Consider the following 24,402-nt stretch of genomic DNA (forward strand, 5'->3'; position numbering starts at 1 on the left):
GAGACTGATGCGGGCGTAGCTCAGGGGTAGAGCATAACCTTGCCAAGGTTAGGGTCGTGAGTTCGAATCTCATCGCCCGCTCCAGTTTCGCAGACCAAAAAGACCGGGCCCTGGCCCGGTCTTTTGCGTTTCACGTCCCGCTTGCAAAGCTGCGGCGGCCTTCCCATCTGAAGCGGGCGCAGGCGGTCAGTCCTGCACCTCGATCGCGAGGGCATGGATGCGCGGCACGATGTCGCCGAGCGTGCGGTGAATCAGGCGGTGACGTTCGATTCGGCTCAGCCCGGTCAGGGCCGGGGCGCTGATGCGGATGCGGAAATGCGTCTGGCCGCCCTCGCGCCAGCCGGAATGGCCGTGATGCTGTTCGCTTTCATCCAGAACCTCCAGCGTGGCGGGCGTCAGCGACCGCAGTCTTTCGCGTATCTCGTCGGCAATCATCCTTGCCCCCCTTTCATCCGGTGCGAAATAGCTTAGACTGCCGACCCCGAGCAGAACAAGGCGTGGAAATGACTCAGGACGACCCTTTCGGATTCGATCTTTCGGCCAAAACAGACAAGAAGCGCCGGACCAAGGGCCGACGCGGCATGACCGGCGCATTCGAGACCTCGACCCGGATCTGTGACAAGGCGGGCTGCGAGGAGCCGGCCCAATACCGTGCGCCGAAAAACCCGCGCAACCTTGATGACTATTTCTGGTTCTGCAAGGAACACGTCCGCGAATACAACCAGAACTGGAACTATTTTCAGGGCCAGTCCGAGGAGGAGTTCCAGGCCTTTCTGGACAATGCGACGGTCTGGGAACGCCCGACCAAGCCTTTCGGGCGCGGGGTGCAGGAACAGGCCTGGGCGCGCCACGGCATCAGCGACCCGCTGGAAATTTTGGGCGCCAATGGCACCGATCCGGCCGTGCGTGCCGCCCATGCGCGCCGCAAGCTGCCCCCGACCGAGCGCCGCGCACTGGAGATACTGGAGGCGCAGGACAGTTCCACCAAGACGGAAATACGGAAACAATACAAGGCGCTGGTGAAGGTTCTTCACCCTGATATGAATGGTGGCGACCGCTCGGATGAGGACCGTTTGGCCGAGGTGGTCTGGGCCTGGGACCAGATCAAGGAAAGCCGCCACTTCAAGGAGTGAAGGGCGACCGGAAAAGCGCCGGGGGTTTTCAGCGTCGAAACGGCCGAGCACGGAAGGCGCCAGTAAAAAGCCCCCACAGGGGCTTTTCGCGTTTTCAGGCTCAGTCGGTCAGGCCGTCATCGGGATGGCCCTCACGCGACAGCATCACCGCCACCGGACGCAGCCAGGGAATATGGGCGCAGACGATCATCACCGCGACCATGATCGGCACCGCCAGAAACATCCCCGGAATGCCCCAGATCGCGCCCCAGAAGGCCAGCGACAGGATGATGCCGAAGCTGGACAGGCGCAGCGTCTGGCCCAGCAGCATCGGGTCCAGAATGTTGCCGATGATGAACTGCACCGCGGTGCAGCTGATCGCGATGACGGTCGTGGTGGTCAGGTCGGTGGTCAGCACATAGGTCAGCACCACCGAGATGATGGTGGCGATGATCGAGCCCACCGAGGGGATGAAGTTGAGGATGAAGGTCATCACCGCCACCGGGCCGGCCAGCGGCACATCTGCGGCGATGAAAATCCCCCAGACGCAGGCGGCGGTGGCAGCGCTGACGACGGCTTTCACCACCAGATAGCGGTTCACCCGCCGCATGATCGAGGCGATGATCTGCTGGACCTGATCGGCCGCTGCACCATTCCCGTTCATGAGGCTTTCGATCTTCAGCGGGAACCACGTCCGCTCGGCGAACATGAAGCCGACGAACAGGAAAATCAGCACCGCGCCGGACAGCAGGTTCGAGGCGCCTCCGGCGGCGGTGCGCATCCAGCCGGTCAGGTTGAAGTTGCGGATGGCGGTGTCGACGGTGCGCTGCGCCTCGGGGCCCAGCCATTCCAGCAGCGCGGGCAGCGCCGCCTGCATCTGCTCGGCATAGGAGATCGAGATGGTGACGACCTGGTTGATCTGGCTGACCACCGTGGCCGAGGCCCATAGCAACCCGATCCCGATCCCGATCAGCGCCAGAGTCGTCGCCAGCCAGTTCGGCACCCCGCGCCGGGCGATCGCGCCGATGGCATCCGAGGTCAGCGAGAAGATGATGATCGCGATCGCCAGACAGATCAGCATGAACCGCGCTTGCACCAGCAGGAACAGCAGCAGCGCAAAGGCGATGATCCCCAAAAAGCCGGTTTGCAGCCTTTCGCGCAGCAGTTCGTTCTGTGGCTCCACGCAGGGCTCCCCGTGTTCAGGATTCGGCCGCAATCAGGCGTCAGCGCCGTCTTCGGCCTCATCCTCGCCCTGATCGGCGATGCGCGCAACGGAAACCACCGTCTCGCCCGGCGCGGTGTTGAACACCTTTACCCCACCTGCGGAGCGCGACCGGAAGCTGATCCCGTCCACCGGCACCCGGATCGACTGCCCAGTCGAGGTAGCCAACATGATCTGGTCGTCCGGCTCAACCGGGAAGGAGGCCACAAGCTCGCCTCCGCGCATGGCCTTGTCCATCGCCATGACACCCTGACCGCCGCGCCCGCGAAGCGGATAATCGAAGCTGGAGCTGGTCTTGCCCGAGCCCTTGGCGGTGATGGTCAGGATGCGATCCTCGGCCGCCGACATCTGGGCATAACGCTCCTGGGTGATCGCGGTTTCGGCGACGGCTTCCTCGTCCTCATCGGCCTCGGCGCCGTCATCCAGCGCGCCCTCGACAGCGCGGCGCATCTTCAGATAGGCGGCGCGTTCGGCGGGATCGGCCTCGAAATGGCGGATCACCGACATGCTGACCACACGGTCGGCGCCGTTCAGACGGATACCGCGCACGCCGGTCGAATCGCGGCCCTTGAAGACCCGCACATCGGTGGCGGCAAAGCGGATCGCGCGGCCATTGGCGGTGACCAGCATCACATCGTCGTTTTCGGTCGCCATGCGCACCCCGATCAGCGAGGTGCCCTCGGGCAGTTTCATGGCGATCTTGCCGTTGGATTTGATATTGGTGAAATCCGACAGGGCATTGCGCCGGACCTCGCCGCCATCGGTGGCGAAGATGACCTGATAATCGTCCCATTCCGCTTCCGGCGCGTCCATCGGCAGCAGCGCCGCGATCGAGGTGCCCCCGTCGATCGGCAGGATATTCACCAGCGCCTTGCCCTTGGCGGTGCGCCCGCCGAGCGGCAGCCGCCAGGTCTTCAGGCGGTAGACCATGCCGTCGGTGGTGAAGAACAGCAGTTCGGTATGGGTGTTGGCGACGAACAGCGTGGTGACCACGTCGTCTTCCTTGGTCGCCATCCCCGACAGGCCCTTGCCGCCCCGCTTCTGGGCGCGGAACTCGGCGAGCGCGGTGCGCTTGATATAGCCGCCCGAGGTGATGGTGACGACCATGTCCTCGCGCTCGATCAGGTCCTCGTCGTCCAGATCGCCGGCCCAATCGGTGATCTCGGTGCGGCGCGGCACCGCGAACAGGCGCTTCACCTCCTGCAGCTCGTCCGAGATGATTGCCATGATCCGCTCGCGGCTGGCGAGGATCGCCAGGAAGTCGCGGATATTGTCGGCGAGCACCTGCAGCTCGTCGGTGATTTCCTGCACGCCCAGCTGGGTCAGGCGCTGCAGGCGCAGGTCCAGAATGGCGCGGGCCTGAATTTCCGACAGGTTATAGGTGCCATCGTCATTGACCGGGTGGCGCGGATCGTCGATCAGCTTCAGATATTCCAGAATGGAATGTGCGGGCCAGCGGCGCGACATCAGGCGTTCGCGGGCCTCGGCCGCATCGGCCGATGAGCGGATGGTATGGACAACCTCGTCCACGTTCGACACCGCGACGGCCAGACCGCACAGGATATGGCTGCGCTCGCGCGCCTTGCGCAGTTCGAACGCGGTGCGGCGGGCGACCACTTCCTCGCGGAACTGGATGAAATAGGTCAGGAAATCGCGCAGGGTCAGCTGCTCGGGCCGGCCGCCGTTCAGCGCCAGCATGTTGGCGCCGAAGGTTGTCTGCATGGGCGTGAAGCGGAACAGCTGGTTCAGCACCACCTCGGCGGTGGCGTCGCGCTTGAGTTCCACCACCACGCGGACGCCATGCCGGTCGGATTCGTCCTGCACATGGGCGATGCCCTCGATGCGCTTTTCCTTGGCAAGTTCGGCGATCTTCTCGATCATCGTGGATTTGTTCACCTGATAGGGAATTTCCTCGATGATGATCGACTCGCGGCCGCCGCGGGCGGCGGCTTCGATCCTGGTCCTGGCCCGCATCACGACCGAGCCGCGGCCCTCCAGATAGGCTTTGCGGATGCCCGAGCGGCCAAGGATCGTCGCGCCCGTAGGGAAGTCGGGGCCGGGGATGATCTCCATCAGGCGTTCGGTCGACAGGTCCGGGTCCTCGATCAGCGCCAGCGTGCCGTCGATCACCTCGCCCAGATTGTGCGGCGGGATATTGGTGGCCATGCCGACGGCGATGCCGCCCGCGCCATTGACCAGCATGTTCGGGAAACGGGCGGGCAGCACGCCCGGCTCGTTATCCTTGCCGTCATAATTCAGATGGAAATCGACGGTATCCTTGTCGATATCGGCCAGCAGATAATCCGCCGCCTTTGCCATGCGCACCTCGGTATAGCGCATGGCCGCCGGCGGATCGCCGTCCATGGAGCCGAAGTTGCCCTGACCGTCCAGCAGCGGCAGCGACATGGAAAAATCCTGCGCCATCCGCACCAGTGCGTCATAGATCGCGCCATCACCATGGGGGTGATACTTACCCATGACGTCGCCGACCGGGCGGGCGGCCTTGCGGTAAGGCTTGTCATGGGTGTTGCCGGTCTCGTGCATCGCGTAGAGGATGCGGCGGTGCACCGGCTTCAGCCCGTCACGCAGATCGGGGATCGCGCGGCTGACAATGACCGACATCGCGTAGTCCAGATAGCTCGACCGCATTTCATCGGTGATGTCGATCTGAGGGCCGTCATGGACCATCACCGCACGGCCCGCGCCATTCAGTTCCAGATCGTCGTCTTCGGGGGTATCCGCCACGTCTCACGCCTCAATATCTTGTTGAGGCGGGGTATAGCACCTACGCGGGCTTGGGTGCAATGTTGCTAGATGCGGATGCCGCGCCAAAGCGCGGAACGCAGCCACATGCCGGTCAGAATGGCCGAGCAGATGGCGTTCCAGCCGGCCATGGTCAGGCCGAGGAAATACCATTGCGGCTGGTCGCAGCGGGTGACCGGGGCCGATTGCAGCTGGGTCATCAGGTCCTGGGTGGACATGGTCAGCATCGCGTCGATGCCGCCGGTGCAGGCGACCGGACCCTGCCACCACTGATATTCGACGCCCGAGTGATAGATGGCGAAAGCCGTGGCCAGCCCTGCCGCCAGTGCGCCCGCCCATCGCAGCAGCTTCACATCGACGAAGATCAGCACCGCGCCGATGATCGCGGCGGCCAGATGCGGCCAGCGTTGCAGAATGCACAGTTCGCAAGGGACATAGCCCACGGACTGGAAGATCAGCGCGGTGACCAGCAGCGCGGCCGAGCCGGCACCGGCGAGAATGGCGAGTTGGCGAGCGGAAATATTCATCATGTCCGTCCGTTAGGCCGGTGCCGGCCGATGCGCAAGTCGCGTTGTCGTGAGGGTTTTTAATGCGGCTTCCAGGTCAGCACGCGGTAGAGGTAGATCGCCACCACCGCCAGCACGATCACCTTCGAGAGCGGGTCGATCACGCCTGCGACCTGATCGAAGCGCTCCTGCAGGATCATGCCCGCAACGGTCAGCAGCACCGTCCAGATGAGGCTGCCGAGTGTGGTCAGCAGCAGGAAGCGGCCGAAATTCATCCGCGCGATCCCGGCCGGAACCGAGATCAGCGTGCGGATCGCCGGCAGCATGCGCCCGAAGAATACCGCAGCACCGCCGTGACGGTCGAACCAGCCCACCGCGCCGTCGATGTCCGAGGGCGACATGGTCAGCACCCGCCCCCAGCGTGCGGCCCACCGCTTCAGCCGCTCGGCCCCGAAGGCGCGCCCGATGACATACCAGAAGCTGGTGCCGATCACCGACCCGGCCGTGCCCGCAAGGATCGTCAGGGCCAGGTTCAGCTTGCCCTGGCCGACCAGAAAGCCCGCCAGCGGCATGATGACCTCGGACGGGATCGGCGGGAACAGGTTTTCCGCCAGCATCAGCAGGAACACGCCGGGATAGCCCCAGCCCTCGATCACCGAGACGACCCAATCGAACATGCGAAAACCCCTGCACCTTGACCTTGGGCGCGGGTGTCGCCCGGCTTGCGGGAACCGTCAAGCCCGCTTAGGGTTGTTCTCGGCTGATATGCGCCCATCCGGGCGCGACCCAACGCAGGAGAGACGACAGCGATGGAATGGCGGGGAAGGCGGGGCAGCCGCAATATCGAGGATCGGCGCGGCATGGGCGTCAGCGGCGCGGGCGGGATCGGTCTCGTCGGGATGCTGGCGGTGCTGGCCTTCGGCTATTTCTTCGGCATCGACATCTCGCCCGTGGTCAACAGTGTGTCGCAGACCCAGATGAGCAGCGGCGAGCAGCGCGAACTGACCGCCGAGGAGCAGCAGATGGGCGAATTCGTTTCGGTCATTCTGGCCGAGACCGAGAATGTCTTCGGCCAGTCGGTCCGCGATCAGGCGGGCGTGGCCTATTCGGACCCGCAGATGGTGCTGTATTCGGGCGTGACGCAGTCGGGCTGCGGCGGCGCCTCGGCGCAGATGGGGCCGTTCTATTGTCCGCTCGACCAGAAAGTCTATCTGGACACCGATTTCTTCAAGGTCATGGGTGAGCGCATGGGGGCGGGTGGCGATCTGGCGGCGGCTTACGTCATCGCCCACGAGGTCGGCCACCACGTTCAGAACCAGCTGGGCATCCTGCCGCAGGTGACGGAACAGCGCCAACGCTCGAGCGAGCGGGATTCGAATTACCTGTCGGTGCTGACCGAGCTTCAGGCTGATTGCTTTGCCGGCATGTGGGCGCGCAATTCGGCCCAGGACCTGCAGATCAACCGCGAGGATATCGGCGAGGCGATGGATGCGGCCGCCGCGGTCGGTGATGATGCGCTGATGCAAAGCGCGGGCCGCGCGGTGGTGCCGGATGCCTTCACGCACGGCTCCTCGGCGGACCGGCAGGAATGGTTCATGCGCGGTTATGACGGCGGCAACCTGGGCGCGTGCAACACCTTCAAGGCGGCGGGGCTTTAAGCACGCGCTGCCTGCATGGGATGGCGGCGGCCCGTTACGGGCCGCGACCGCGCTCCAGCGTCGCCCAGTCGGGCCAGAGACCCAGTTTTTCCAGCGCCACCAGCAGCAGACCCGCCGCGATGATGCCGAAGACCAGCTTGATCTGACGTGGTCCCGGCGGGTTGCGCGCCCAACGCGAGGCGCGGATCAGCCAGTTCATATTGTTCATGGGCGCCCCCTGCGCTATCCCGGCCTTCAGCAGCCTGACATGGACCCTACTTTGCCCCATCGTTCCGAAACGCGCAAACTGCCTTATCGCGCACGCCAGATGTATGACCTCGTGGCGGATGTCGAACGCTACCCCCAGTTCCTGCCGTGGAACAGCGCCGCCCGCATCCGTTCGCGCAGCACCCGCCCCGACGGTGCCGAGGTGATCGAGGCCGATCTGGTCATTTCCTTCAAGGTCTTCCGCGAACGCTTCGGCAGCCGCGTGACCCTGTGGCCCGAGCAGATGAGGATCGATACCGAATATCTGGAAGGTCCTTTCCGGCATCTGCATTCCGGGTGGACCTTCCGCGATCTGCCCGAGGGCGGCTGCGAGATCGACTTCTTCGTCGATTTCGAATTTCGCAACGCCATCCTCGCCAAGCTGATCGGCGTCGTCTTCGACGAGGCGATGAGCCGAATCGTCCGTGCCTTCGAGGAACGCGCCCGCCAGCTTTACGGCTGAACATGCCGCGCAAACCTGTGTAAGGCTGTCACGGTTCAGCCATTGAAGCGCCCCGGTGACAGCGCGCGGACTGTGGCTTCGGGCAGGGCAGGGGCATGGCCCAGTATCAGCGCCGCCGTCAGGGCAGCCAATGCGGGCGCGGTCTGGATGCCGATTCCGCCCTGACCCGCCAGCCAGAAAAAGCCCCTGGCCTGCCGGTCGAAGCCCACCACAGGCACAAGATCAGGCGCGAAGGTCCGCAGCCCCGCCCAATAGCGTTCGACACGCGTGACCGCGTAAGTCACATCCCGATCGAAGCGGTCCAGCCCCTCGGCCAGTTCCATGTCATCGGACCATGCGTCATGCGGCGTCGTCGCAATGGCGTCGCAGGGGGAAAACATCAACTTTCCGGCCTCGGGCTTGAGATACCAGCGCTCTGCCGCATTCACGACCATGGGCCAGTCGTCGACCACGGTGCCGGAAGGGGCGGGCAGGATGGCGGCGTTGCGGCGATAGGGGGTCAGTCCCAGCGCTGCCACCCCCGCCATTTCGGCCACCGGATCGGCCCAGGCCCCGGCCGCATTGACCAGCACCGGGGCGGAAAACTCGCCTTTGGGCGTGGTCACGCGCCACAACCCGTTCTCATGGGCAATCGCCTGCGCGGGGGCGTCGGTCTCGATCTGCCCGCCAAGGCGGCGCAGCAGTTTCGCAAAACCATGCAGCAGCAGGTCGCAGTCAATGGTCTGCGCACCCCGCTCGATGCTGGCGCGCTGCGCTGCCTTGGGGCGCAGGATCGGGCAGAGCGCGAGCGCCTGTTCGGTGGTCAGCTCCTCGACCTCACGGGCGTGGCGCAGATAGTCTTCCATCGCGGCCAGATCCTCGGCGCGGGCGACCAGCATTTCGCCACGCGGGGCCAACAGCGGCAGGTCGGTGATCTCGGCCGGGTCGTCGAAGAAAGCGCGGGCGGCAGCGTTGACCTCGGTCACGGTGGCGCCCCCGTAATTCTGGACGAAGATCGCCGCCGACCGGCCCGAGCTGTGGCTGCCTATGCGGCTTTCGGTTTCCAGCAGGGTCACGCTTGCCCCCGCCGCGAGCCGCGCCGCCGCCGAGATCCCGGCGATGCCGCCGCCGATGACGATGACGTCACGTCGCAAGCGGCCTCTCCTGCAGTTCGGCGGCGATGGCGGTGTCGATGGGGGTGTCGAAGCTTTCGACGATGAACCCCAGCACCGAATAGAAACCGACCGTGGCGATCAGGTCGAACATGCCCTGCGCGCCAACCAGATCCAGCAACGCCTGCTGCGTGGCGGGCGACAGGCGCCGGTTGTCGAACAGTTCGTCCACGGCCTGGGCCAGCGTGGCGTCCGCGTCGGCCATGGCGTCCAGCGGACCGGCAATGGTGGCGATGCGGGCATCACTCATCCCGATCCTGCGACCGCGATGGACGTGATGGGCCCATTCGTAAGCCGCCCCCAGCCTGTGACCGGTGCGCAGGATCACCACCTCGGACTGGTCGGGGCTCAGGCTGGGATTGCTGACGACATGGCTGCGCAGCGGCGCCCACGCGGCCAGAAGCGCCGGATGGTGGGCCATCGTGCGATAGACGTTCAGCCCGGTCGCAAAGCCGCCCTTCAGCGCCGCCAGCGATTCGGGCCAGTCGGAATCCGCGATGGGTTTGAAATCGATGGTCATGAAAATCTTCCGCCTCCTGTCGGGTCCAAGTCGTCCGCCGCTCCTGTCTGGCCGCTTCGCGCGCGCTTTGCAAAGCCATTTCCGACGGCCGGACGGTTGGCGCCGCCTGATCCCGGCCGCGATACGAAACTGGAATTTATCAGTGCAGTTTCAATTTTCTGCAGATCATACCTTCCAGATCCAGGGCGCGCGGCAGAACGGTTGCACTTTTGGCGCAGATATCGGACGGTAGGGCCATCAGAAAACGGGGAGAAGAAAAGATGAGCCTCAGGACAAGCTTCACCGCCGCGGTCACGTTGGCCATGCTGGCAGGGGGCGCGCAGGCCCAGAGCGCGCCGGAAGAAAAGTTCATCACCATCGGCACCGGCGGCCAGACCGGCGTTTACTATGTCGTCGGCCAGTCGATCTGTCGTCTGGTCAACCGCGACACCGCGACCACCGGCATCAAATGCACCGCCCCCTCGACCGGCGGTTCGGTGGCCAATGTCAACGCCATCAAGGCGGGCGAGATGACCATGGGCGTGGCCCAGTCCGACATCCAGTATCATGCCTATAACGGCGACACCCCGGAATTTTCGGGCGACAACAAGTTCGACAAGGAGCGGGCGATCTTCTCGGTTCATGGCGAACCCTTCACCATCGTCGCCCGCAAGGATGCCAATATCGCCACCTTCGACGACATGAAGGGCAAGCGCGTCAATGTCGGCAACCCCGGCTCGGGCCAGCTGGCCACGATGGAGGTGGTTCTGGCCGCCAAGGGTTGGACGATGAAGGATTTCTCGCTCGCCTCGGACCTGAAGCCCGCGGAACAGTCAGCGGCGCTCGGCGACAACAAGGTCGACGCGATCGTCTACACCGCCGGCCACCCGAACGGCTCGATCCAGGAAGCGACCTCGACCGTCGAGGCCAATCTGGTGCCCGTGACCGGCCCCGAGATCGACAAGCTGGTCGCCGAAAACCCCTATTACGCCAAGGCGGTCATTCCGGGCGGCATGTATGCTGGCAACCCCGATCCGGTCGATACCTTCGGCGTCAAGGCCACCTTCGTGACCTCGGCCGATGTGCCGGACGATGTGGTCTATGAGGTGGTGAAGGCCGTCTTCGACAATTTCGACCGCTTCAAGGGGCTGCATCCCGCCTTCGCCGACCTGAAGCCGGAAGAGATGATCTCGCAGGGCAACAGTGCCCCGCTGCATCCCGGCGCCGAGAAATATTACCGCGAAAAAGGCTGGATCAAGTGATCTGACCCGCAGGGATTGCCCTGAATTCAGGCAGAAAAACGGCTCCGCCCTTGCAGCGGGGCCGTTTTTTATCAACACTTAAGGAAAACCGCCTTCACAATACCGGGAATAAACCTCGGCGCAGCAAGGGGATGGGACATGACTGACGAGAATGATCCGAAGGAGCCGGAGGGCGAGCACCCGCCGCGCCGCGCCACCAACCAGATGGAGGCTGCCGCGGTGGAAAACGCGGCTGCCGGGGCCGGCGGCCTCAGCCAGGAGGAACTGGACGAGCTGGTCGCGTCCTCAGATACCGGCGCACGGACGCCGGCGGGCTGGGTCGGGGCGACCATCCTGACGGTGGCTTTTCTGTGGTCGCTGTTCCAGATCTGGATCGCCTCGCCTATCCCCTTCATGCTTAACTGGGGCATCCTGAACGACACCGACAGCCGTTCGATCCACCTGGCCTTCGCGATGTTCCTGGCCTATCTGGCCTATCCGGCCGAGCGCGGTCCGGTACAGCTTGCGATTGCGGTGGCGGTGCCGGCGATCCTGACCTTTCTGTTCATCGGCGCGGGCCCGGTTGGCTCGGCCTGGTGGCTGACGCTGATCGGGGTGGCGGTGATCGTGGCGATCCTGCTGGGCAGCCCGCGCAACTGGGTGCCGCCATGGGAATGGGCCATGGCGATCGCGTCGGTCTGCGCGGCGCTCTATCTTTATGTCTTCTACGACCAGATCGCGATGCGGATCGGGCGGCCGATCACGCAGGATCTGGTGATTTCGGTCATCGGAATCCTGCTGCTGCTGGAGGTCACACGCCGCGCGCTGGGTCCGGCGCTGATGATCGTGGCCGCGCTGTTCCTGGTCTACACCTTCCTCGGGCCGCAAATGCCCGAGATCATCGCCCATAAGGGCAATTCGCTGTCCGAGGTCGCCAACCACCAGTGGATCACCACCGAGGGCGTCTTCGGCATCGCGCTTGGCGTGTCGACCAGCTTCGTCTTCCTGTTCGTGCTGTTCGGGGCGCTGCTGGACAAGGCGGGGGCCGGGAATTACTTCATCCAGGTCGCGTTTTCGCTGATGGGGCACCTGCGCGGCGGCCCGGCGAAGGCGGCGGTGGTCAGCTCGGCCATGACCGGGCTGATCTCGGGATCCTCCATCGCCAATGTGGTGACCACCGGCACCTTCACCATCCCGCTGATGAAGCGCGTGGGCTTTTCCAGCGAAAAGGCCGGCGCGGTCGAGGTGGCCTCCTCGGTCAACGGCCAGATCATGCCGCCAGTCATGGGGGCTGCGGCCTTCCTGATGGTGGAATATGTCGGCATCCCCTATTCCGAGGTGGTCAAGCACGCCGTCATTCCTGCGACGATCTCCTATATCGCGCTCGTCTATATCGTCCATCTGGAGGCGGTGAAGACCGGGATGCGCGGGCTGCCGCGCGCCTATCCGCCCAGTCCCTGGCTGCGTTGGCTGACCGGCATCGCCTTCGGCGTCATGTCGATCTGCATCCTGTCGCTGCTGGTCTATTACGGCATGGGCTGGATTCGTCCGACCTTCGGGGCGGCGGCGAATTACGTGATCTTCGGGCTGCTCTGCCTTGTCTATGTCGCGCTGCTGAAAGTCGCCGCGCGCGAGGAGCCGCTGCAGATCGACAATCCCAACGCCGAAATCACCCAGCTGCCGCTGCCGGGTCCGACCGTGCGCTCGGGCCTGTATTTCCTTCTGCCGGTGGTGGTGCTGATCTGGGCGCTGATGGTGGATCGGCTGTCGCCGGGCCTGTCGGCATTCTGGGCCACGGCCTTCATGATCTTCATCCTGCTGACCCAGCGTCCGCTGATGCTGCTGATGCGCGGCGAGGATCAGTCGGGCAATACCACCATGGGCGCGGCCTTCCGCGGCGGCGTCAGTGACCTGGTCGACGGGATGATCGCGGGCGCGCGCAACATGATCGGCATCGGCATCGCCACCGCGACCGCCGGGATCATCGTCGGCGCGGTCAGCCAGACCGGCGTCGGCTCCGCGCTTGCGGATGTGGTCGAGGTGATGGCGGCGCAGATCTCGGCCATCACGGGCGGTTATGTGTCGCAACTGCTGGCGATCCTGTTCCTGACGGCGATCCTGTCGCTGATCCTGGGGATGGGGCTGCCGACCACGGCGAATTACATTGTCGTCTCGGCGCTGTTGGCGCCGGTGATCGTGACGCTGGGGGCGCAGAACGGGCTGCTGGTGCCGCTGATCGCGGTGCATCTGTTCGTCTTCTATTTCGGCATCATGGCCGATGTGACGCCACCCGTGGGACTTGCCAGTTTCGCGGCGGCGGCAGTGTCGGGAGGTGATCCGATCAGGACGGGGATCGTGGCCTTCTTCTACAGCCTGCGGACGGCGGCGCTGCCCTTCCTGTTCATCTTCAACACCGATCTTCTGCTGATCAATGTGGGATGGGTGCAGGGCATCTTCGTCTTCATCACCGCCAGCATCGCGATGCTGCTGTTCGCGGCCGCCACGCAGGGCTGGTTCCTGACCCGCAGCACGATTCTGGAAACCATCGCGCTGCTGCTGATCGCCTTCACCATTTTCCGTCCGGGCTTCTGGATGGACATGATCGCGCCGCCCTGGCACGACATGGCCCCCACCCAGCTGGAACAGGCGCTGGAGGAATCCCCCGTGGGCGCGCCGCTTCGCCTCGACCTGGCAGGCGTGAACGATGTCGGCAAACCGGTCGAATTCCGGGTCGAGATGACGGTCCCCGAAGGCGCCACCGGCGCCGAGCGTCAGGCGGCGCTGGGGCTGACCACCGTCACCAACGGGGACGAGGTCATCGTCGATGACGTGGCCTTCGACAGTCCGGCGCAGAAGGCCGGCATGGACTGGGATCAGAAGATCCTGCTGATCCAGGCGCCCAATCCCGCGCCCTCGAAATACTGGATGTATATCCCGGCTTTCGCGGCGCTGGCGCTGGTGATCTGGCTGCAACGCCGTCGGATGACGCCGGACGAACGCGCCGGCGGCAGCACGGCTGCGGCATAGGGAAAGGAAAAGCGGATGTTCAAGACCATCCTTCTGCCGATCGACCTGCAGCACGCCTCCAGTTGGGAACATGCCCTGCCGGTGGCGCGGAAATTGCTGGATGCGGATGGCAAGCTGCATATTCTGGGCATCGTCCATGACGTGGGCAATGCCTGGGTCGCCAGCTACCTGCCCAAGGGCTATGAAAAGCGTGCATTGGAGGAGATGAAAGCGCAGCTTGGCGCCTTCGTCGCGCGCGAGCTGCCGGGCGTGGCCAATGTCGTCACCCATGTGGGTCACGGCCATGTCGCCGAGACCGTGGTGGCCATGGCCGAGAAGGTCCATGCCGACCTGATCGTGCTGGCCGCGAATGCCCCGGACGAGCTGCGGACCTTTCGGATCAGCGCCAGCGCCGACCGGGTGGTGCGCCACTCGCCGGTCAGCGTGATGATTGTTCGCTAGGCTTTTGCCTTGGCACCGGAAAGGGCGGCCCTTCGCGGCCGCCCTTTGCATTCAGAGATGCGATTTTCGGGGGCGCCAAGGCCATCACCTGCGCCAAAGCCGAGAGGCGCAATCTGGCACCGGATGCTTCGCCCCGGCGCCCAGCCCGCGGCCCATGACCCGCGGGCGCGTGCGGGGCTGCCTTCCGCGCGTGGCGGGGGAAAACCGGACAGCCTATTCGATCTTCGCTGCTACAGCGCAGTTTCTGGCGCGGTGGGTGCAAGTCGTGCTGGCGGCGGGGCCGATTGCTGCTCCTGCGGCAGCAGGCGCTGCAACTCCTCCAGCGGGGGCGGAGGCGGCGCATCGGCGCGGCGGCGGATCAGGATGTCGCCGTTGGGCAGCCGCTCGGGGCGCTCGTAATTGCGGATATCGTCCATCACCTCGCCGAGTTCGTTCAGGGCCGGACGAAACTCGTCCGCGGTCGAGGCCAGTTCGTTCGCCAGCCCCTCCAGATGTGGCTGCAGGCGCTGGAAGACATCGCCCATGATGCCTTCCAGATCGCCCGTCAGCCCGTCGCTGCTGCGCTCGGGCAGAGTGAAGGGGTCCTCGGGCAGGGGGGTGGTGCCCTGCGGCGTGTCATCGGCGGGCGGCATCTGCCATTGCTGGGCCAGAAGCGGCGCGCCGAGCGCCAGTGTAAGCGCCGCCGCCGCGATCAGTTTCATGCGTGCCATCGGGGTTCCCCTGTTCCTTCAGAAAACAGAACCGCCAGCGCCCGGCCATGGTTCCCGTGCGCCCTCCGCGCTTCGGGATCGCGGCATCAGGACGGCTGCGGGACCCGCAGCCGGCGGTACTGCGCCCAGGCGTCGTTGATGGCGCGGGTGCGGGTTTCGGCCAGCCGGATCGCCTCACGCGGGAGGCCGGCGGCAATCGCCCGGTCGGGATGATTTTCGCGCACCAGACTGCGCCAGCGGGCGCGCGCCTCCTCGAGCGTGGCGTCGGGGGGCAGGCCCAGCACGACATGCGGCGGAGTCGCGGCTTCGGCATCGTGGCGGGCAATGATGGCGGCCAGACGCGGGGGGGCGATCCCGAAGATGCGGGCCACGTCCTCCAGCATCTCGTGTTCGGCCGCGTGCAGCGCGCCATCGGCGGTGCCGATGATGACCATGCCCTCGATCACGTCGTCCAGCACCGGGTCGCCGGCGGGGAACATGCGCGCGATCCGCCGCGCCCAGGCGTCATATCCGGCCACATCCTGCCGGGCCAGGTCGAAGACGCGGCCGGCATTCTTTTCCTCGGACCGGGGAATGGTGAAGATGCGCCGGAAGGCTGCGACCTCGGAGCGGTGGACGCGGCCATCGGCCTTGGCCATCTTGGCGGCAAGCGCGATAACGGCGATGGTGAAGGCCACCGATTTTTCCGGCGGCGTCGCCGGTTTCCGGGCGCCGATGAAGGCCGCCATGCGGTCAACGATCCGGCGCCAGAAACTGCGCGGCGGCGGAAGTTCGGGGGCTGAAAGGATCGCGGTATCGGACATACCGGCGATGCTAACGGGTTTTGGCGCCATGTGCTAGGCGGCCCGGATCGCCCCCGCGAAGATCAGGGCCTGCCCGCCCCAATAGGCCGGCCAGAGCAGCAGCGACAGACGTTTTCGCGTCTGCGCCGCCCGCGCCACGAACAGCCTGAGCGCCAGCAGCAGGTCCGAGGCCACAAACAGCGCTGCCCCCAGCATCGCCGGCCAGAGCAGCGAGGGCAGGGTGGTCGCGGCCGCGGCCATCAGGGAGATGACCCAGACATAGGCGCGCACCGGCGCCTTCAGCGCACCTGTATGGCGCAGCAGCCAGGCTTCGGTCGACAAGGCGAGCGCCAGCATGGGCAGCGCGCAGATCATGCGTGCCGCGTGACCCGGCGTGAACATCCAGCCCGCATAGGCCAGGTGCCCCGCCGCAAAGGCCGCCATGCCGGCCAGAAAAGCCGTCTCGGCCCGGCGGGTCAGGAAGTAATCGCCAACCGCGCCAAGCGCCAGCCCCAGCACCACCGGCATCGGCGCACCCGCCGCCAGCCCGGCCATCGCCAGCGCCGCCGTGGCTCCGGTCTTCGCCGCCGAGGCCAGCGGCCCCGGATGCTCGGCCCCGGCGCCGCGCAGCTGATAGGTCAGCGCCAGCGCCGCGCCGAGGGCAACCAGCAGTCCCGCGATCACCGCGACAGGTCCTTGCCCATCAGGACCAGCTCGTGCCACTGGCCGAATTTGAACCCCGCCGCCGGGATGCGCCCCCATTCGGCATAGCCGTGGCGGGCGTGAAAGGCGATCGATCCGGCATTCGAGCCGGTGATGCCGCCGATCATCAGCCGCGCGCCACGATGTCGGGCATGGTCTTCAAGATGGCGCAGCAACGCCGCGCCAAGACCGGCGCCGCGCGCGGCGGGGGTGGTATAGATCGTGTGCTCCATCGAATGGGCGTAGCCGCCGCCGGTGCGAAACTGGCCGTAAGCGGCAAAGGCGGTGACGCTGCCGTTGCTTTCGGCGACGAAGACGCCATGGCCCGCATCCTGCTTCGCGGCGATATAGTCCCGGATCTCGGCGTCGCTGCGCGGTGTCGGCCAGAAGGTGATGGCGGTGTCGCGGATGATCGGGTTCCAGATCGCGCCTATGGCAGCGGCGTCTTCCGGTGTGGCGTCGCGGATCACAGCGTCACCTTGCCCGAGGGCGTCGAGATATGGGCGACAAGCTGCGGGTCCGTTTGCGATATCGACAGTCTGGGATCTTTCATGTCCAGCTTCGGCGGCTTCGGATGATGCAGGTCCAGCCGCAGCAGGCGCAGGCCCTGATCGGGCATGGTTTCGGTCGGATGCGGGCCGTTTCCCCAGTCGATGCGCAGGGGGTCGAGACCGTCGCAATCGCTCTGCCCGCTGTCGGGAACGGCGATGCGCCAGTGCAGATCGCCGCGTGCTGCCTCGCGGATCGTGCTGCCGGGGGGCGCGGTCAGCGGCCTGGCGCGGCACACCCAGGTGACCAGCCGGGGCGGCCCGCGGAAATCGTCCAGACCGAACCAGCGCGGATGGGTCGGGGCTTCCGCGTCGGGATCAATGGCGATCAGTTCGACATATTCGCGGGCGGTCAGCCGCCACAGCCGGTTATGGGTGCCCATGAGGGCGTGCTTGCCGCCCGGCATCGGGGGCGAGCGGAACAGATCGGACAGCACCGCCTCGCCCTCGGGCAGGCTTTCTGCGGCGACGACGAGGTGGTCGATTTCCAGCGGCATGGTCAGCCCCGATGCGCGCCTTCAGCCAGTGCGGCGACGAAATCCAGCACCTCGGCCACCGGGTGCCCTTCGGCGATGCGTTTGACGATGGCCGACCCCACGACGCAGCCATCGGCGACCGACGCGATGGCTTCGGCGGCCTCCGGCGTCGAGATGCCGAAGCCCACCACCACCGGCAGATCCGCTGCCGCGCTGATGCGCGCGACTTCGGGGGCCACGGTCGCGGCATCGGCCGAGGCGCCGCCGGTCACCCCGTTGACGGCGACGTAATAGACGAAGCCCGAGGTATTGGCGACCACCGCAGGCAGGCGCCGGTCATCGGTCGTGGGCGTGGCGAGGCGGATGAAATTGATGCCGGCCGCGCGCGCGGGCAGGCACAGCTCGGCATCCTCCTCGGGCGGCAGGTCGACGACGATCAGCCCGTCGATCCCGGCCTCGACGGCGTCTTCAAGGAACTGCGCCACGCCGCCCCTGCGGGCATAGATCGGGTTGTAATAGCCCATCAGCACGATGGGCGTGGAGTCGTCGGTCCGGCGGAATTCGCGCACCATGGCCAGCGTCTCGGTGACGCTGCCGCCGGCATCCAGTGCGCGATGGGCGGCGGCTTCGATCGTGGGGCCGTCGGCCATCGGATCGGTGAAGGGCATGCCCAGTTCGATGATGTCGACGCCCGCGCCGGGCAGTCCGGCCAGAACCTGCGCCGAACTGTCGCGGTCGGGATCGCTGGCCATGATATAGGCCACGAAGGCTTTGCGGTTTTCCGCCCGCAGTCGGGCGAAGGTGGCGTCGATTCGGCTCATCGGTTTCCTCCGTATCGGGACGGGGTTAGCGCGCGGGCGCGCCGGGATCAATGCGGGGATTGGCGCCCCCGCTGCCTCGGCCATGCCGAATTGGATGTCCAAGGTGGCCGATGTTGAAGCATGGCGATTTTCCGGCCGATTTCCGGTTCGGCGTGCCACCGCCGCCTGTCACATCGAGGGCCGCCGTTTCGGCGGTGCCGGCAGCGGCCAATGGCACCGCTTCGCGGCCACGCCCGGCAATGTCGCGGGCGGCAGCGCCGGCGCGGCCGGCGAAGATCACCTTCACCGCCGGCCGGAAGATCTGCACCTGATCCGCGCCGGCGGTTTCGACGCCCGGCGCTTTTCCACCCGTTGGGCGCGGGTGATGTTCGATGACGCCGGCCTGAACGCTGGGGGGCTGCGCGACAACCGCGCCGCGGCCCATGTAGCCTATGCTTGTTTCACATGCACCCGGTTGATGCGATCGCGATGCGGGTCTCGCGTGCCGATCGCCACGGCGATCCGGGATCGTGCCGAATTTCGAAACCGCCCATCCCTCCACGCGCAGGTGTCGCGACTGCCGCTGTGCGTCACCGAAAACGGCCTGGACCGGGACGAGCGGCGTCGTGGGCGGCCGCGTTGATGATCGGGTCCGGCAGGCCATATCCGTGACGACATGGCGGCGGCGCAGCGCGCCTTCCGGGCGGACGTGGATCTGCGCGGATTCTTCCAGTGGTCGCTGCGGGACAATTTCGCATGGTCGCTGGGCCACGACCCGCGCTTCGGCATGACCCATGTCGATTACGACACCCGGGAGCCGACGCCCAAAGGCTCCTATCTGATGCTGCGTGACGCGCTCAGCCGTTCAGGTCGCGGGCAAGCCGATGAAACAACCGGACCGACGGCGCGATCAGCGCATCGGGGAAATCGTAGTTTTCGGCGTGAAGCGGCGGCTGGTCGATGCCCGCCCCCAGCAGGATCATCGCGGTTTTCGCGCAGGCGCCGAAACGGCCGAAATCCTCCGAGGCGCGCATCGGCAGCCCCTCGGTCTGGACCGCGATGCCGGTGCCCTCGGCTGCGCCTGCCAGCAGGGCCGTGGCCTCGGGGTGGTTGACCGAGGCGGCGAATGCGTCCTGCCAGTCAAAGGCGGCGCCCAGCCCGTGGCGGGTCGCGGCGTCGGTGACGATTGCCTCGGCATCCGCGCGCAGGGCGGTCATGGCGTCGTCACGCTGGGTGCGCAGCGTCACCCAGATATCGGCCGTGCCGGGGGTGATGCCGAAGGCGGGTTCGCCCATCGACAGATGGGTGAGGGTGACCAGCCGGAAATCGGCATCGCTCTGGCTGCCTTGGGGCAGGGCCAGCAGGGCAGGCAGGATCTCGGTCAGGGCAAGCGTCGGCGTGCGCGCCTTTTCCGGCTCGGAGGCATGGGCGGTCGCGCCGGTCAGCCGCGTCCGCATCCCGACCGAGGCGCAATTCACCGGCCCCGGCGCCAGCAGCGCCCGGCCCTGCGCGAGGCCCGGAAAATTGTGGATGGCGAAGCCGTAGTCAAAGGCGGGCAGGGCCGGATCGGCCAGCATGGCGGCGGCGCCTGCGCCGTTCTCCTCGGCCGGCTGGAACAGCAGCCAGACCGTGCCACGGACCGGGCGCTGGCGCGACAGCAGCCTGCCAAGACCGACAAGCCCGGTCATATGCCCGTCGTGCCCGCACAGATGAGCCACGCCTTCGGTGGTGGAGCGGTGATCGGGTCCCGCCGCTTCAGGGATCGGCAGGGCGTCCAGCTCGGCCCGGAACATCACCTGTGGGCCGGGGGCCGCGCCCCGAAACCCTGCGACCACGCCGGTGCCGCCGATCCCGGTCAGCACCCGGTCCGCGCCCAGATCGCGCATCAGCGCGGCCATGCGGGCGGCGGTGCGGATTTCCCGGCCTGAAAGCTCGGGCTGGCGATGCAGGTCGCGGCGCAGGGCGATCAGTTCGGCAATATCGGCATTGGTGAGCATGATTGTGGCATGACATGGCCGCGCCGCTTGGGCAAGATGCGCCCATGAGCACCAAACGCGACGAAGTTTTCGCCCGAATCGATGCGGCCAATGCCGCGGATCCGCATCAGGAAGCCGGCGAGCCGGCCGAACTGCTGTATGGTCAGCGCATGACCGCCGAGCAGCGCGCCCTTTACCCCGAGGCCTCCGAGCCGTTGCAGATCGCCTGCCGGGGGCAGCATGTCGAACGATGGAAGCTGCCGCGCCATGATTTCCCGGATGGCCGGGTGGGCTATCTGGCCTGGCGGGTCGAACAGGGGCGCCGTCATGCCGCGCGGGTGGCAGGCTTCATGGCCGGGGCCGGTTATACCCCCGACGAGATCGCCCATGCCGAAAAAATGCTGCGCAAGGAGGGGATCAAGCGCGATCCTGACGTGCAGGCCCTTGAAGATGTCGCCTGCTTTACCTTCATGCGTCACTATATGGCGCCTTTCGCCGAAACCCAGACGCCCGAGGATATGGAGCGTATCGTCAACAAGACCGCCCGCAAGATGTCGGCCATGGCGCGGGCGCGGGCGCTTGACGAATTCGCCATCCCCGAGCCGCTGGCGAGCTTCTTCCGCGACGATGCGCGCTGAATTCGAGATTTGGAAAGACAGAAGATGGACGATCCCTACAAGGCGCTCGGGCTGACAAAATCCGCCAGTCAGGACGATATCAAGAAGGCCTATCGCAAGATCGCCAAGACCGACCACCCCGACCTGAACCCCGACCCCAAGGCGGCGGAACGGTTCAAGGCGGCCTCCTCGGCCTATGATCTGCTGAAGGACCCCGATCAGCGCGCCCGCTTCGACCGGGGCGAGATCGACGCCACCGGGCAGGAACGCGCCCAGCAGAAATTCTATCGCGATTTCGCCGAGCGCGGCGACAATCCCTACCGGCAATATTCCAGTGCCGGGTATGGCGATTTCTCGGATGTGTTCGACGATCTGTTCGGTGAGGGCGGCGGTTTCGGTGGCGGTTTCGGTGGCGGGTTCCGCCGCTCGGGCGGGGGGCAGGCCTTCGATATGCGCGGGCAGGATGCGCGCTATGATCTGGAAGTCGATTTCATGACCGCCGCCAAGGGGGGAAGCACCCGCATCACACTGCCCGGCGGCAGCGCTGTCGAGGTGCAGATCCCCGAAGGCGCGACCGAGGGGCAGACCATCCGGTTGCGCGGCAAGGGCGGTCCCGGCCATGGCAAGGGCGCGCCGGGCGATGTCTATCTGACGCTGCATGTGGGCAGTCACCCGGACTGGACCCGCGACGGCAACGACGTGACCATCACCCTGCCGATCACCATCGACGAAGCGGTGCTGGGCGGCAAGGTCGAGGTGCCGACGCTGGACGGGGCGGTATCGATGAACCTGCCGCGCGGCGCGACCACCGGCCAGAAGCTGCGCCTGAAGGGCAAGGGCATCAAGGGCGGCAATCAATATGTGCAGCTCAAGATCGTGATGCCGCCGAATGTCGATCATGATCTGGTCGAGTTCATGGAAAAATGGCGCCAGGACAACCCCTATGATCCGCGCGGCGGAATGGGGGTGTGAGATGGCGCGCTATACGGCAGAGGAACTCATCGCCAGCATCGACGATCTGACCGCGCCGCGGCTGACCCATTACATCGAGATGCGCGTGCTGCGCCCGGTCGTTTCGGAGCAGGGCGAGACCTTCCGCGAGATCGACCGGGCGCGGGCGCGCCTGCTATGCGATCTCAGCGAGGATTACGGGCTGGACGGCGACGCGCTGTCGCTTGTGATGCGGCTTCTGGATGAGACGCATGGGCTGCGTGGCCAGATGCGGGCGCTGATCGCGGCGCTTGCCGAGGAACCCGACGAGGCGCGCGAGCGTGTCATCGCCCGTATTCGCCTTGCGCGCAAGCAGGGCTGATCGACGCGAGAGCAGGCCGGGCAGCAGCCGTTATGGGACTCGCTGCCTGTCGAAGCGGCGGGGCAGGCGGCGCGGTCCGCCCTGTGCGGATGACGGCGATCTCGATCCTGCGAAGTGGCCGTCTTGCCCGAGATGAGGACGGCCCGAAAGACGGCGCGGACAGCGGCATCCCGGCCGGGCAGGGAACCGGTCCGAAAGGTGCAGCCGGCGGCGCGACCACCGCTGTCGGCGTTTGGGCATGAGAATGCCGGGCGGCAGCGCGCCTTGGCCCGAATGACGCATGATCTGGGAAGACAGCGCTCACCAGCGCTGTGCGGCGCGGGGCTGCCCGGCATCTGAAACCCACATCGGCCTGCCGGAAAGGTGGCCACGCCGGCAGGTCGGAGAGGACCGGCAGAGGGAGGCTGTCGGTCGCGCCGCCTGCCCTGTAAGGCGCTCCGGGAATCGGTGCGAATGAGGATCACGGCGCGGCGGCTGGTCGGCCTCGCTGATGCCGCTGCCAGCGGCGGATGCTGTGAAAGGGGCGGTATCGCCGCCGTGCGGCCGGGTGCAGACCGGCGCCCGCTCAGCTGTTCTGCTTCAGCAGCCGCTGCTTCTGGCGGTTCCAGTCGCGCTTGGCGGAGGTCTCGCGCTTGTCGGCGTTCTTCTTGCCCTTGGCGACGCCGATCTTCAGCTTCACGATACCCCGGTCGTTGAAATACATCACCAGCGGCACCAGCGTCATGCCCTCGCGCGCGGTGGCCGACCACAGGCGCGCCAGTTCCTTCTTCGACACCAGCAGCTTGCGGCGGCGGCGTTCCTCGTGTCCGAAGACCCCGGCCTGCTTGTAGGCGGCGATATAGCCGTTGATCAGCCACAGCTCGCCGCCTTCGACATTGGCATAGCTTTCGGCGATGTTGGACTGGCCGGTCCGCAGGGATTTCACCTCGGAACCGGTGAGGATGATGCCGACCTCCAGATCGCTTTCGATGAAGTAATCGAAACGCGCCCGGCGGTTCTCGGCGATGATCTTGTAATTGGGATCGGATTTCGTGGCCATGGTCGGGATGAGATAGGGGCAGCGCGGGCCGAAGTAAAGGCGCCCGGCCTAGCGTCGGGGCTGGGTGATGCGGTCCAGCAGGCCCTCCGCCCCGGCCAGCACCTCCTCCCAGGTTGCGCCGAAGCCCGAGGCATCGCCGAAATAGGGATCGGCCACCGACTTGCCCTTCCGCCCCGGCACGTGATCCAGCATCAGCGACAGTCGCGCGGGCGCGTCGGCGGGGGCCAGGCGACGAAGCTCGGCCAGGTTGTCGCGGTCCATGGCGACGATATGGTCGAAGCGGTGAAAATCCTCGGCCCGGACCTGCCGCGCGCGCAGCGCGGAAATGTCGACGCCATGCCGCGCCGCGACCGCCTGCGCGCGCGGATCGGGCGCATCGCCGACATGCCAGTTGCCGGTCCCGGCCGAGTCGATCAGGATCGTCACGCCGGCGCGCGCCGCCACCGCGCGCAGCGCCCCCTCGGCCAGAGGCGAGCGGCAGATATTGCCGAGGCAGACGAACAGAACCGATGGCGTGGACATGATCTTGCTTTCCGGGATGTGCGATCCGCGCAGGTTACGCGATCCGTCGTGCGGGACAAGACGGTGCGGATTGTGGCGACCGACCGCGCCGATTAATCTGCAGCGAAATCAGGGGGGCGGGATGTTCTTTCAGATCACATTGGGCTCGGTCCTGATGATGGCGACGGTGGCGATTGCGGGCCTGACCACCTGGGCGCTGGAGCTGACGCTGGACAGCCGCGGCGACTGGCTGCGCCATTGGCGGCCGCGCGTGCGGGTGACCGTGGGCATTATGGTGATGACGCTTTGGGCGCTGGCGGCGATCTCGGCCCAGGTCTGGCTGTGGGCGGTGGTGCTGCAAGCCCTGGGCGCCTTCGCCGACCGCGAGGAGGCGATCTACTACACGCTGGTGACCTTCACCACGCTGGGCTACGGCGATGTGCTGCTGCCCAAGGGGCTGCGGGTGCTGGGGGCGCTGGCGGCGGTGAACGGGATGCTGAATATCGGTGTGCTGACTGCGGTGATGATCGACTCGATCCGGGTGCTCCGGCAGAAATATGGGGTTCCGACCCCCTGACGCCCGCCGTGATGGCAGCAGGGCTTGCCCCTT

The 24,402-nt window shown here is 66.2% G+C and carries 28 protein-coding genes, 1 tRNA gene and 1 pseudogene; 13 read left to right on the forward strand and 17 right to left on the reverse strand.

Features of this window, described 5'->3' with window-relative positions; all coding sequences use genetic code 11:
- Positions 1-9 precede the first annotated feature (9 nt).
- A tRNA-Gly gene (locus H1S04_RS00025) sits at positions 10-84 on the forward strand.
- Between the two features lie 102 nt (positions 85-186).
- Here the strand turns inward: H1S04_RS00025 and H1S04_RS00030 are convergent.
- Positions 187-435 carry a BolA family transcriptional regulator gene (locus tag H1S04_RS00030; RefSeq protein ID WP_181743535.1) on the reverse strand — a complete coding sequence of 83 codons (249 nt, stop codon included), beginning with the start codon at positions 433-435 and terminating at the stop codon, positions 187-189.
- A 68-nt stretch (positions 436-503) separates the two neighbouring features.
- Here H1S04_RS00030 and H1S04_RS00035 point away from each other — a divergent pair, with 68 nt between their 5' ends.
- Complete coding sequence (locus H1S04_RS00035) at positions 504-1,133, forward strand: J domain-containing protein (protein WP_181743536.1); 630 nt, start codon at positions 504-506, stop codon at positions 1,131-1,133.
- Positions 1,134-1,233: 100 nt separating this feature from the next.
- On the opposite strand, the gene H1S04_RS00040 is transcribed toward H1S04_RS00035, so the two are convergent.
- The 4 genes from H1S04_RS00040 to H1S04_RS00055 form a co-directional block, all read right to left on the reverse strand.
- Complete coding sequence (locus tag H1S04_RS00040; RefSeq protein ID WP_298945304.1) at positions 1,234-2,295, reverse strand: AI-2E family transporter; 1,062 nt, start codon at positions 2,293-2,295, stop codon at positions 1,234-1,236.
- A gap of 33 nt (positions 2,296-2,328) precedes the next feature.
- Entirely contained in the window at positions 2,329-5,079 is a 2,751-nt protein-coding gene (gene gyrA, locus H1S04_RS00045) for a DNA gyrase subunit A (protein WP_181743537.1), read from the reverse strand.
- A gap of 65 nt (positions 5,080-5,144) precedes the next feature.
- The gene (locus H1S04_RS00050) at positions 5,145-5,624 is read right to left on the reverse strand and encodes a disulfide bond formation protein B (RefSeq protein WP_255435403.1); all 480 of its coding nucleotides are present in this window, start codon (positions 5,622-5,624) and stop codon (positions 5,145-5,147) included.
- Between the two features lie 59 nt (positions 5,625-5,683).
- Positions 5,684-6,280, reverse strand: coding sequence for a DedA family protein (locus tag H1S04_RS00055; protein WP_181743539.1), 597 nt, complete (start codon positions 6,278-6,280; stop codon positions 5,684-5,686).
- A gap of 132 nt (positions 6,281-6,412) precedes the next feature.
- On the opposite strand from H1S04_RS00055, the gene H1S04_RS00060 reads away from it, so the two are divergent.
- Positions 6,413-7,261 carry a neutral zinc metallopeptidase gene (locus H1S04_RS00060; protein WP_181743540.1) on the forward strand — a complete coding sequence of 283 codons (849 nt, stop codon included), beginning with the start codon at positions 6,413-6,415 and terminating at the stop codon, positions 7,259-7,261.
- Positions 7,262-7,295: 34 nt separating this feature from the next.
- Here the strand turns inward: H1S04_RS00060 and H1S04_RS00065 are convergent, their stop codons facing one another.
- The gene (locus tag H1S04_RS00065) at positions 7,296-7,469 is read right to left on the reverse strand and encodes a hypothetical protein (RefSeq protein WP_181743541.1); all 174 of its coding nucleotides are present in this window, start codon (positions 7,467-7,469) and stop codon (positions 7,296-7,298) included.
- Between the two features lie 51 nt (positions 7,470-7,520).
- Between H1S04_RS00065 and H1S04_RS00070 the strand changes: the two genes are divergently transcribed.
- Positions 7,521-7,970, forward strand: coding sequence for a type II toxin-antitoxin system RatA family toxin (locus H1S04_RS00070; protein ID WP_181745337.1), 450 nt, complete (start codon positions 7,521-7,523; stop codon positions 7,968-7,970).
- A gap of 35 nt (positions 7,971-8,005) precedes the next feature.
- On the opposite strand, the gene H1S04_RS00075 is transcribed toward H1S04_RS00070, so the two are convergent.
- A complete protein-coding gene (locus tag H1S04_RS00075) occupies positions 8,006-9,103 on the reverse strand; it encodes an FAD-binding oxidoreductase (RefSeq protein ID WP_181743542.1) in 1,098 nt (365 codons plus the stop codon).
- A complete protein-coding gene (locus tag H1S04_RS00080) occupies positions 9,093-9,641 on the reverse strand; it encodes a carboxymuconolactone decarboxylase family protein (RefSeq protein WP_181743543.1) in 549 nt (182 codons plus the stop codon). The genes H1S04_RS00075 and H1S04_RS00080 overlap by 11 nt, the downstream gene beginning before the upstream one ends.
- A 260-nt stretch (positions 9,642-9,901) precedes the next feature.
- On the opposite strand from H1S04_RS00080, the gene H1S04_RS00085 reads away from it, so the two are divergent.
- From H1S04_RS00085 to H1S04_RS00095, 3 genes are all read left to right on the forward strand, one after another.
- Positions 9,902-10,882, forward strand: a complete 981-nt coding sequence (locus H1S04_RS00085) for a TAXI family TRAP transporter solute-binding subunit (protein ID WP_181743544.1) — start codon at positions 9,902-9,904, stop codon at positions 10,880-10,882.
- 138 nt (positions 10,883-11,020) lie between these two features.
- On the forward strand, positions 11,021-13,888 hold the full coding sequence (locus H1S04_RS00090) for a TRAP transporter permease (RefSeq protein WP_220185054.1): 2,868 nt from the start codon (positions 11,021-11,023) through the stop codon (positions 13,886-13,888).
- 15 nt (positions 13,889-13,903) lie between these two features.
- Positions 13,904-14,329 (forward strand): universal stress protein, encoded by a 426-nt coding sequence (locus H1S04_RS00095; protein ID WP_181743545.1) that lies wholly within the window; start codon positions 13,904-13,906, stop codon positions 14,327-14,329.
- 230 nt (positions 14,330-14,559) lie between these two features.
- On the opposite strand, the gene H1S04_RS00100 is transcribed toward H1S04_RS00095, so the two are convergent.
- The 6 genes from H1S04_RS00100 to trpA all read right to left on the reverse strand — a co-directional run bounded on the left by H1S04_RS00100 (position 14,560) and on the right by trpA (position 18,368).
- Entirely contained in the window at positions 14,560-15,039 is a 480-nt protein-coding gene (locus tag H1S04_RS00100; RefSeq protein ID WP_255435404.1) for a hypothetical protein, read from the reverse strand.
- A gap of 86 nt (positions 15,040-15,125) precedes the next feature.
- A complete protein-coding gene (locus H1S04_RS00105; protein WP_181743546.1) occupies positions 15,126-15,842 on the reverse strand; it encodes a molecular chaperone DjiA in 717 nt (238 codons plus the stop codon).
- A 33-nt stretch (positions 15,843-15,875) separates the two neighbouring features.
- Positions 15,876-16,505 (reverse strand): lysoplasmalogenase, encoded by a 630-nt coding sequence (locus H1S04_RS00110; RefSeq protein WP_181743547.1) that lies wholly within the window; start codon positions 16,503-16,505, stop codon positions 15,876-15,878.
- Positions 16,502-16,993 (reverse strand): GNAT family N-acetyltransferase, encoded by a 492-nt coding sequence (locus tag H1S04_RS00115; protein WP_181743548.1) that lies wholly within the window; start codon positions 16,991-16,993, stop codon positions 16,502-16,504. Before H1S04_RS00115 ends, H1S04_RS00110 begins: the two co-directional genes overlap by 4 nt.
- Complete coding sequence (locus H1S04_RS18555; RefSeq protein ID WP_181743549.1) at positions 16,990-17,568, reverse strand: VOC family protein; 579 nt, start codon at positions 17,566-17,568, stop codon at positions 16,990-16,992. The genes H1S04_RS00115 and H1S04_RS18555 overlap by 4 nt, the downstream gene beginning before the upstream one ends.
- A 2-nt stretch (positions 17,569-17,570) precedes the next feature.
- On the reverse strand, positions 17,571-18,368 hold the full coding sequence (gene trpA, locus H1S04_RS00125; RefSeq protein ID WP_181743550.1) for a tryptophan synthase subunit alpha: 798 nt from the start codon (positions 18,366-18,368) through the stop codon (positions 17,571-17,573).
- Between the two features lie 94 nt (positions 18,369-18,462).
- On the opposite strand from trpA, the gene H1S04_RS00130 reads away from it, so the two are divergent.
- Together H1S04_RS00130 and H1S04_RS00135 are read left to right on the forward strand one after the other, a co-directional pair.
- The gene (locus H1S04_RS00130; RefSeq protein WP_181743551.1) at positions 18,463-18,990 is read left to right on the forward strand and encodes a family 1 glycosylhydrolase; all 528 of its coding nucleotides are present in this window, start codon (positions 18,463-18,465) and stop codon (positions 18,988-18,990) included.
- A 33-nt stretch (positions 18,991-19,023) separates the two neighbouring features.
- Positions 19,024-19,146 (forward strand): annotated as a pseudogene (locus H1S04_RS00135) (family 1 glycosylhydrolase); the annotation flags it as partial.
- A gap of 58 nt (positions 19,147-19,204) precedes the next feature.
- On the opposite strand, the gene H1S04_RS00140 reads toward H1S04_RS00135, so the two are convergent.
- Positions 19,205-20,344, reverse strand: a complete 1,140-nt coding sequence (locus tag H1S04_RS00140; protein ID WP_220185055.1) for an amidohydrolase — start codon at positions 20,342-20,344, stop codon at positions 19,205-19,207.
- A gap of 44 nt (positions 20,345-20,388) precedes the next feature.
- Between H1S04_RS00140 and H1S04_RS00145 the strand changes: the two genes are divergently transcribed.
- The 3 genes from H1S04_RS00145 to H1S04_RS00155 are packed head-to-tail and all read left to right on the forward strand — an operon-like array spanning position 20,389 to position 22,252.
- Positions 20,389-20,961 (forward strand): DUF4202 domain-containing protein, encoded by a 573-nt coding sequence (locus H1S04_RS00145; RefSeq protein ID WP_181743552.1) that lies wholly within the window; start codon positions 20,389-20,391, stop codon positions 20,959-20,961.
- 24 nt (positions 20,962-20,985) lie between these two features.
- Complete coding sequence (locus tag H1S04_RS00150) at positions 20,986-21,912, forward strand: DnaJ C-terminal domain-containing protein (protein ID WP_181743553.1); 927 nt, start codon at positions 20,986-20,988, stop codon at positions 21,910-21,912.
- 1 nt (position 21,913) lies between these two features.
- Positions 21,914-22,252, forward strand: coding sequence for a hypothetical protein (locus H1S04_RS00155; RefSeq protein ID WP_181743554.1), 339 nt, complete (start codon positions 21,914-21,916; stop codon positions 22,250-22,252).
- Positions 22,253-22,817: 565 nt separating this feature from the next.
- Here H1S04_RS00155 and smpB read toward each other — a convergent pair.
- Complete coding sequence (smpB, locus tag H1S04_RS00160) at positions 22,818-23,291, reverse strand: SsrA-binding protein SmpB (protein WP_181743555.1); 474 nt, start codon at positions 23,289-23,291, stop codon at positions 22,818-22,820.
- Positions 23,292-23,339: 48 nt separating this feature from the next.
- Complete coding sequence (locus tag H1S04_RS00165) at positions 23,340-23,813, reverse strand: low molecular weight protein-tyrosine-phosphatase (protein WP_181743556.1); 474 nt, start codon at positions 23,811-23,813, stop codon at positions 23,340-23,342.
- A 121-nt stretch (positions 23,814-23,934) separates the two neighbouring features.
- Between H1S04_RS00165 and H1S04_RS00170 the strand changes: the two genes are divergently transcribed.
- Positions 23,935-24,369, forward strand: a complete 435-nt coding sequence (locus H1S04_RS00170) for an ion channel (RefSeq protein WP_181743557.1) — start codon at positions 23,935-23,937, stop codon at positions 24,367-24,369.
- The last annotated feature ends 33 nt before the right edge of the window (positions 24,370-24,402 follow it).

The organism is Paracoccus sp. S1E-3 (assembly GCF_013868135.1).
Classification (GTDB): Bacteria; Pseudomonadota; Alphaproteobacteria; order Rhodobacterales; family Rhodobacteraceae; genus Paracoccus.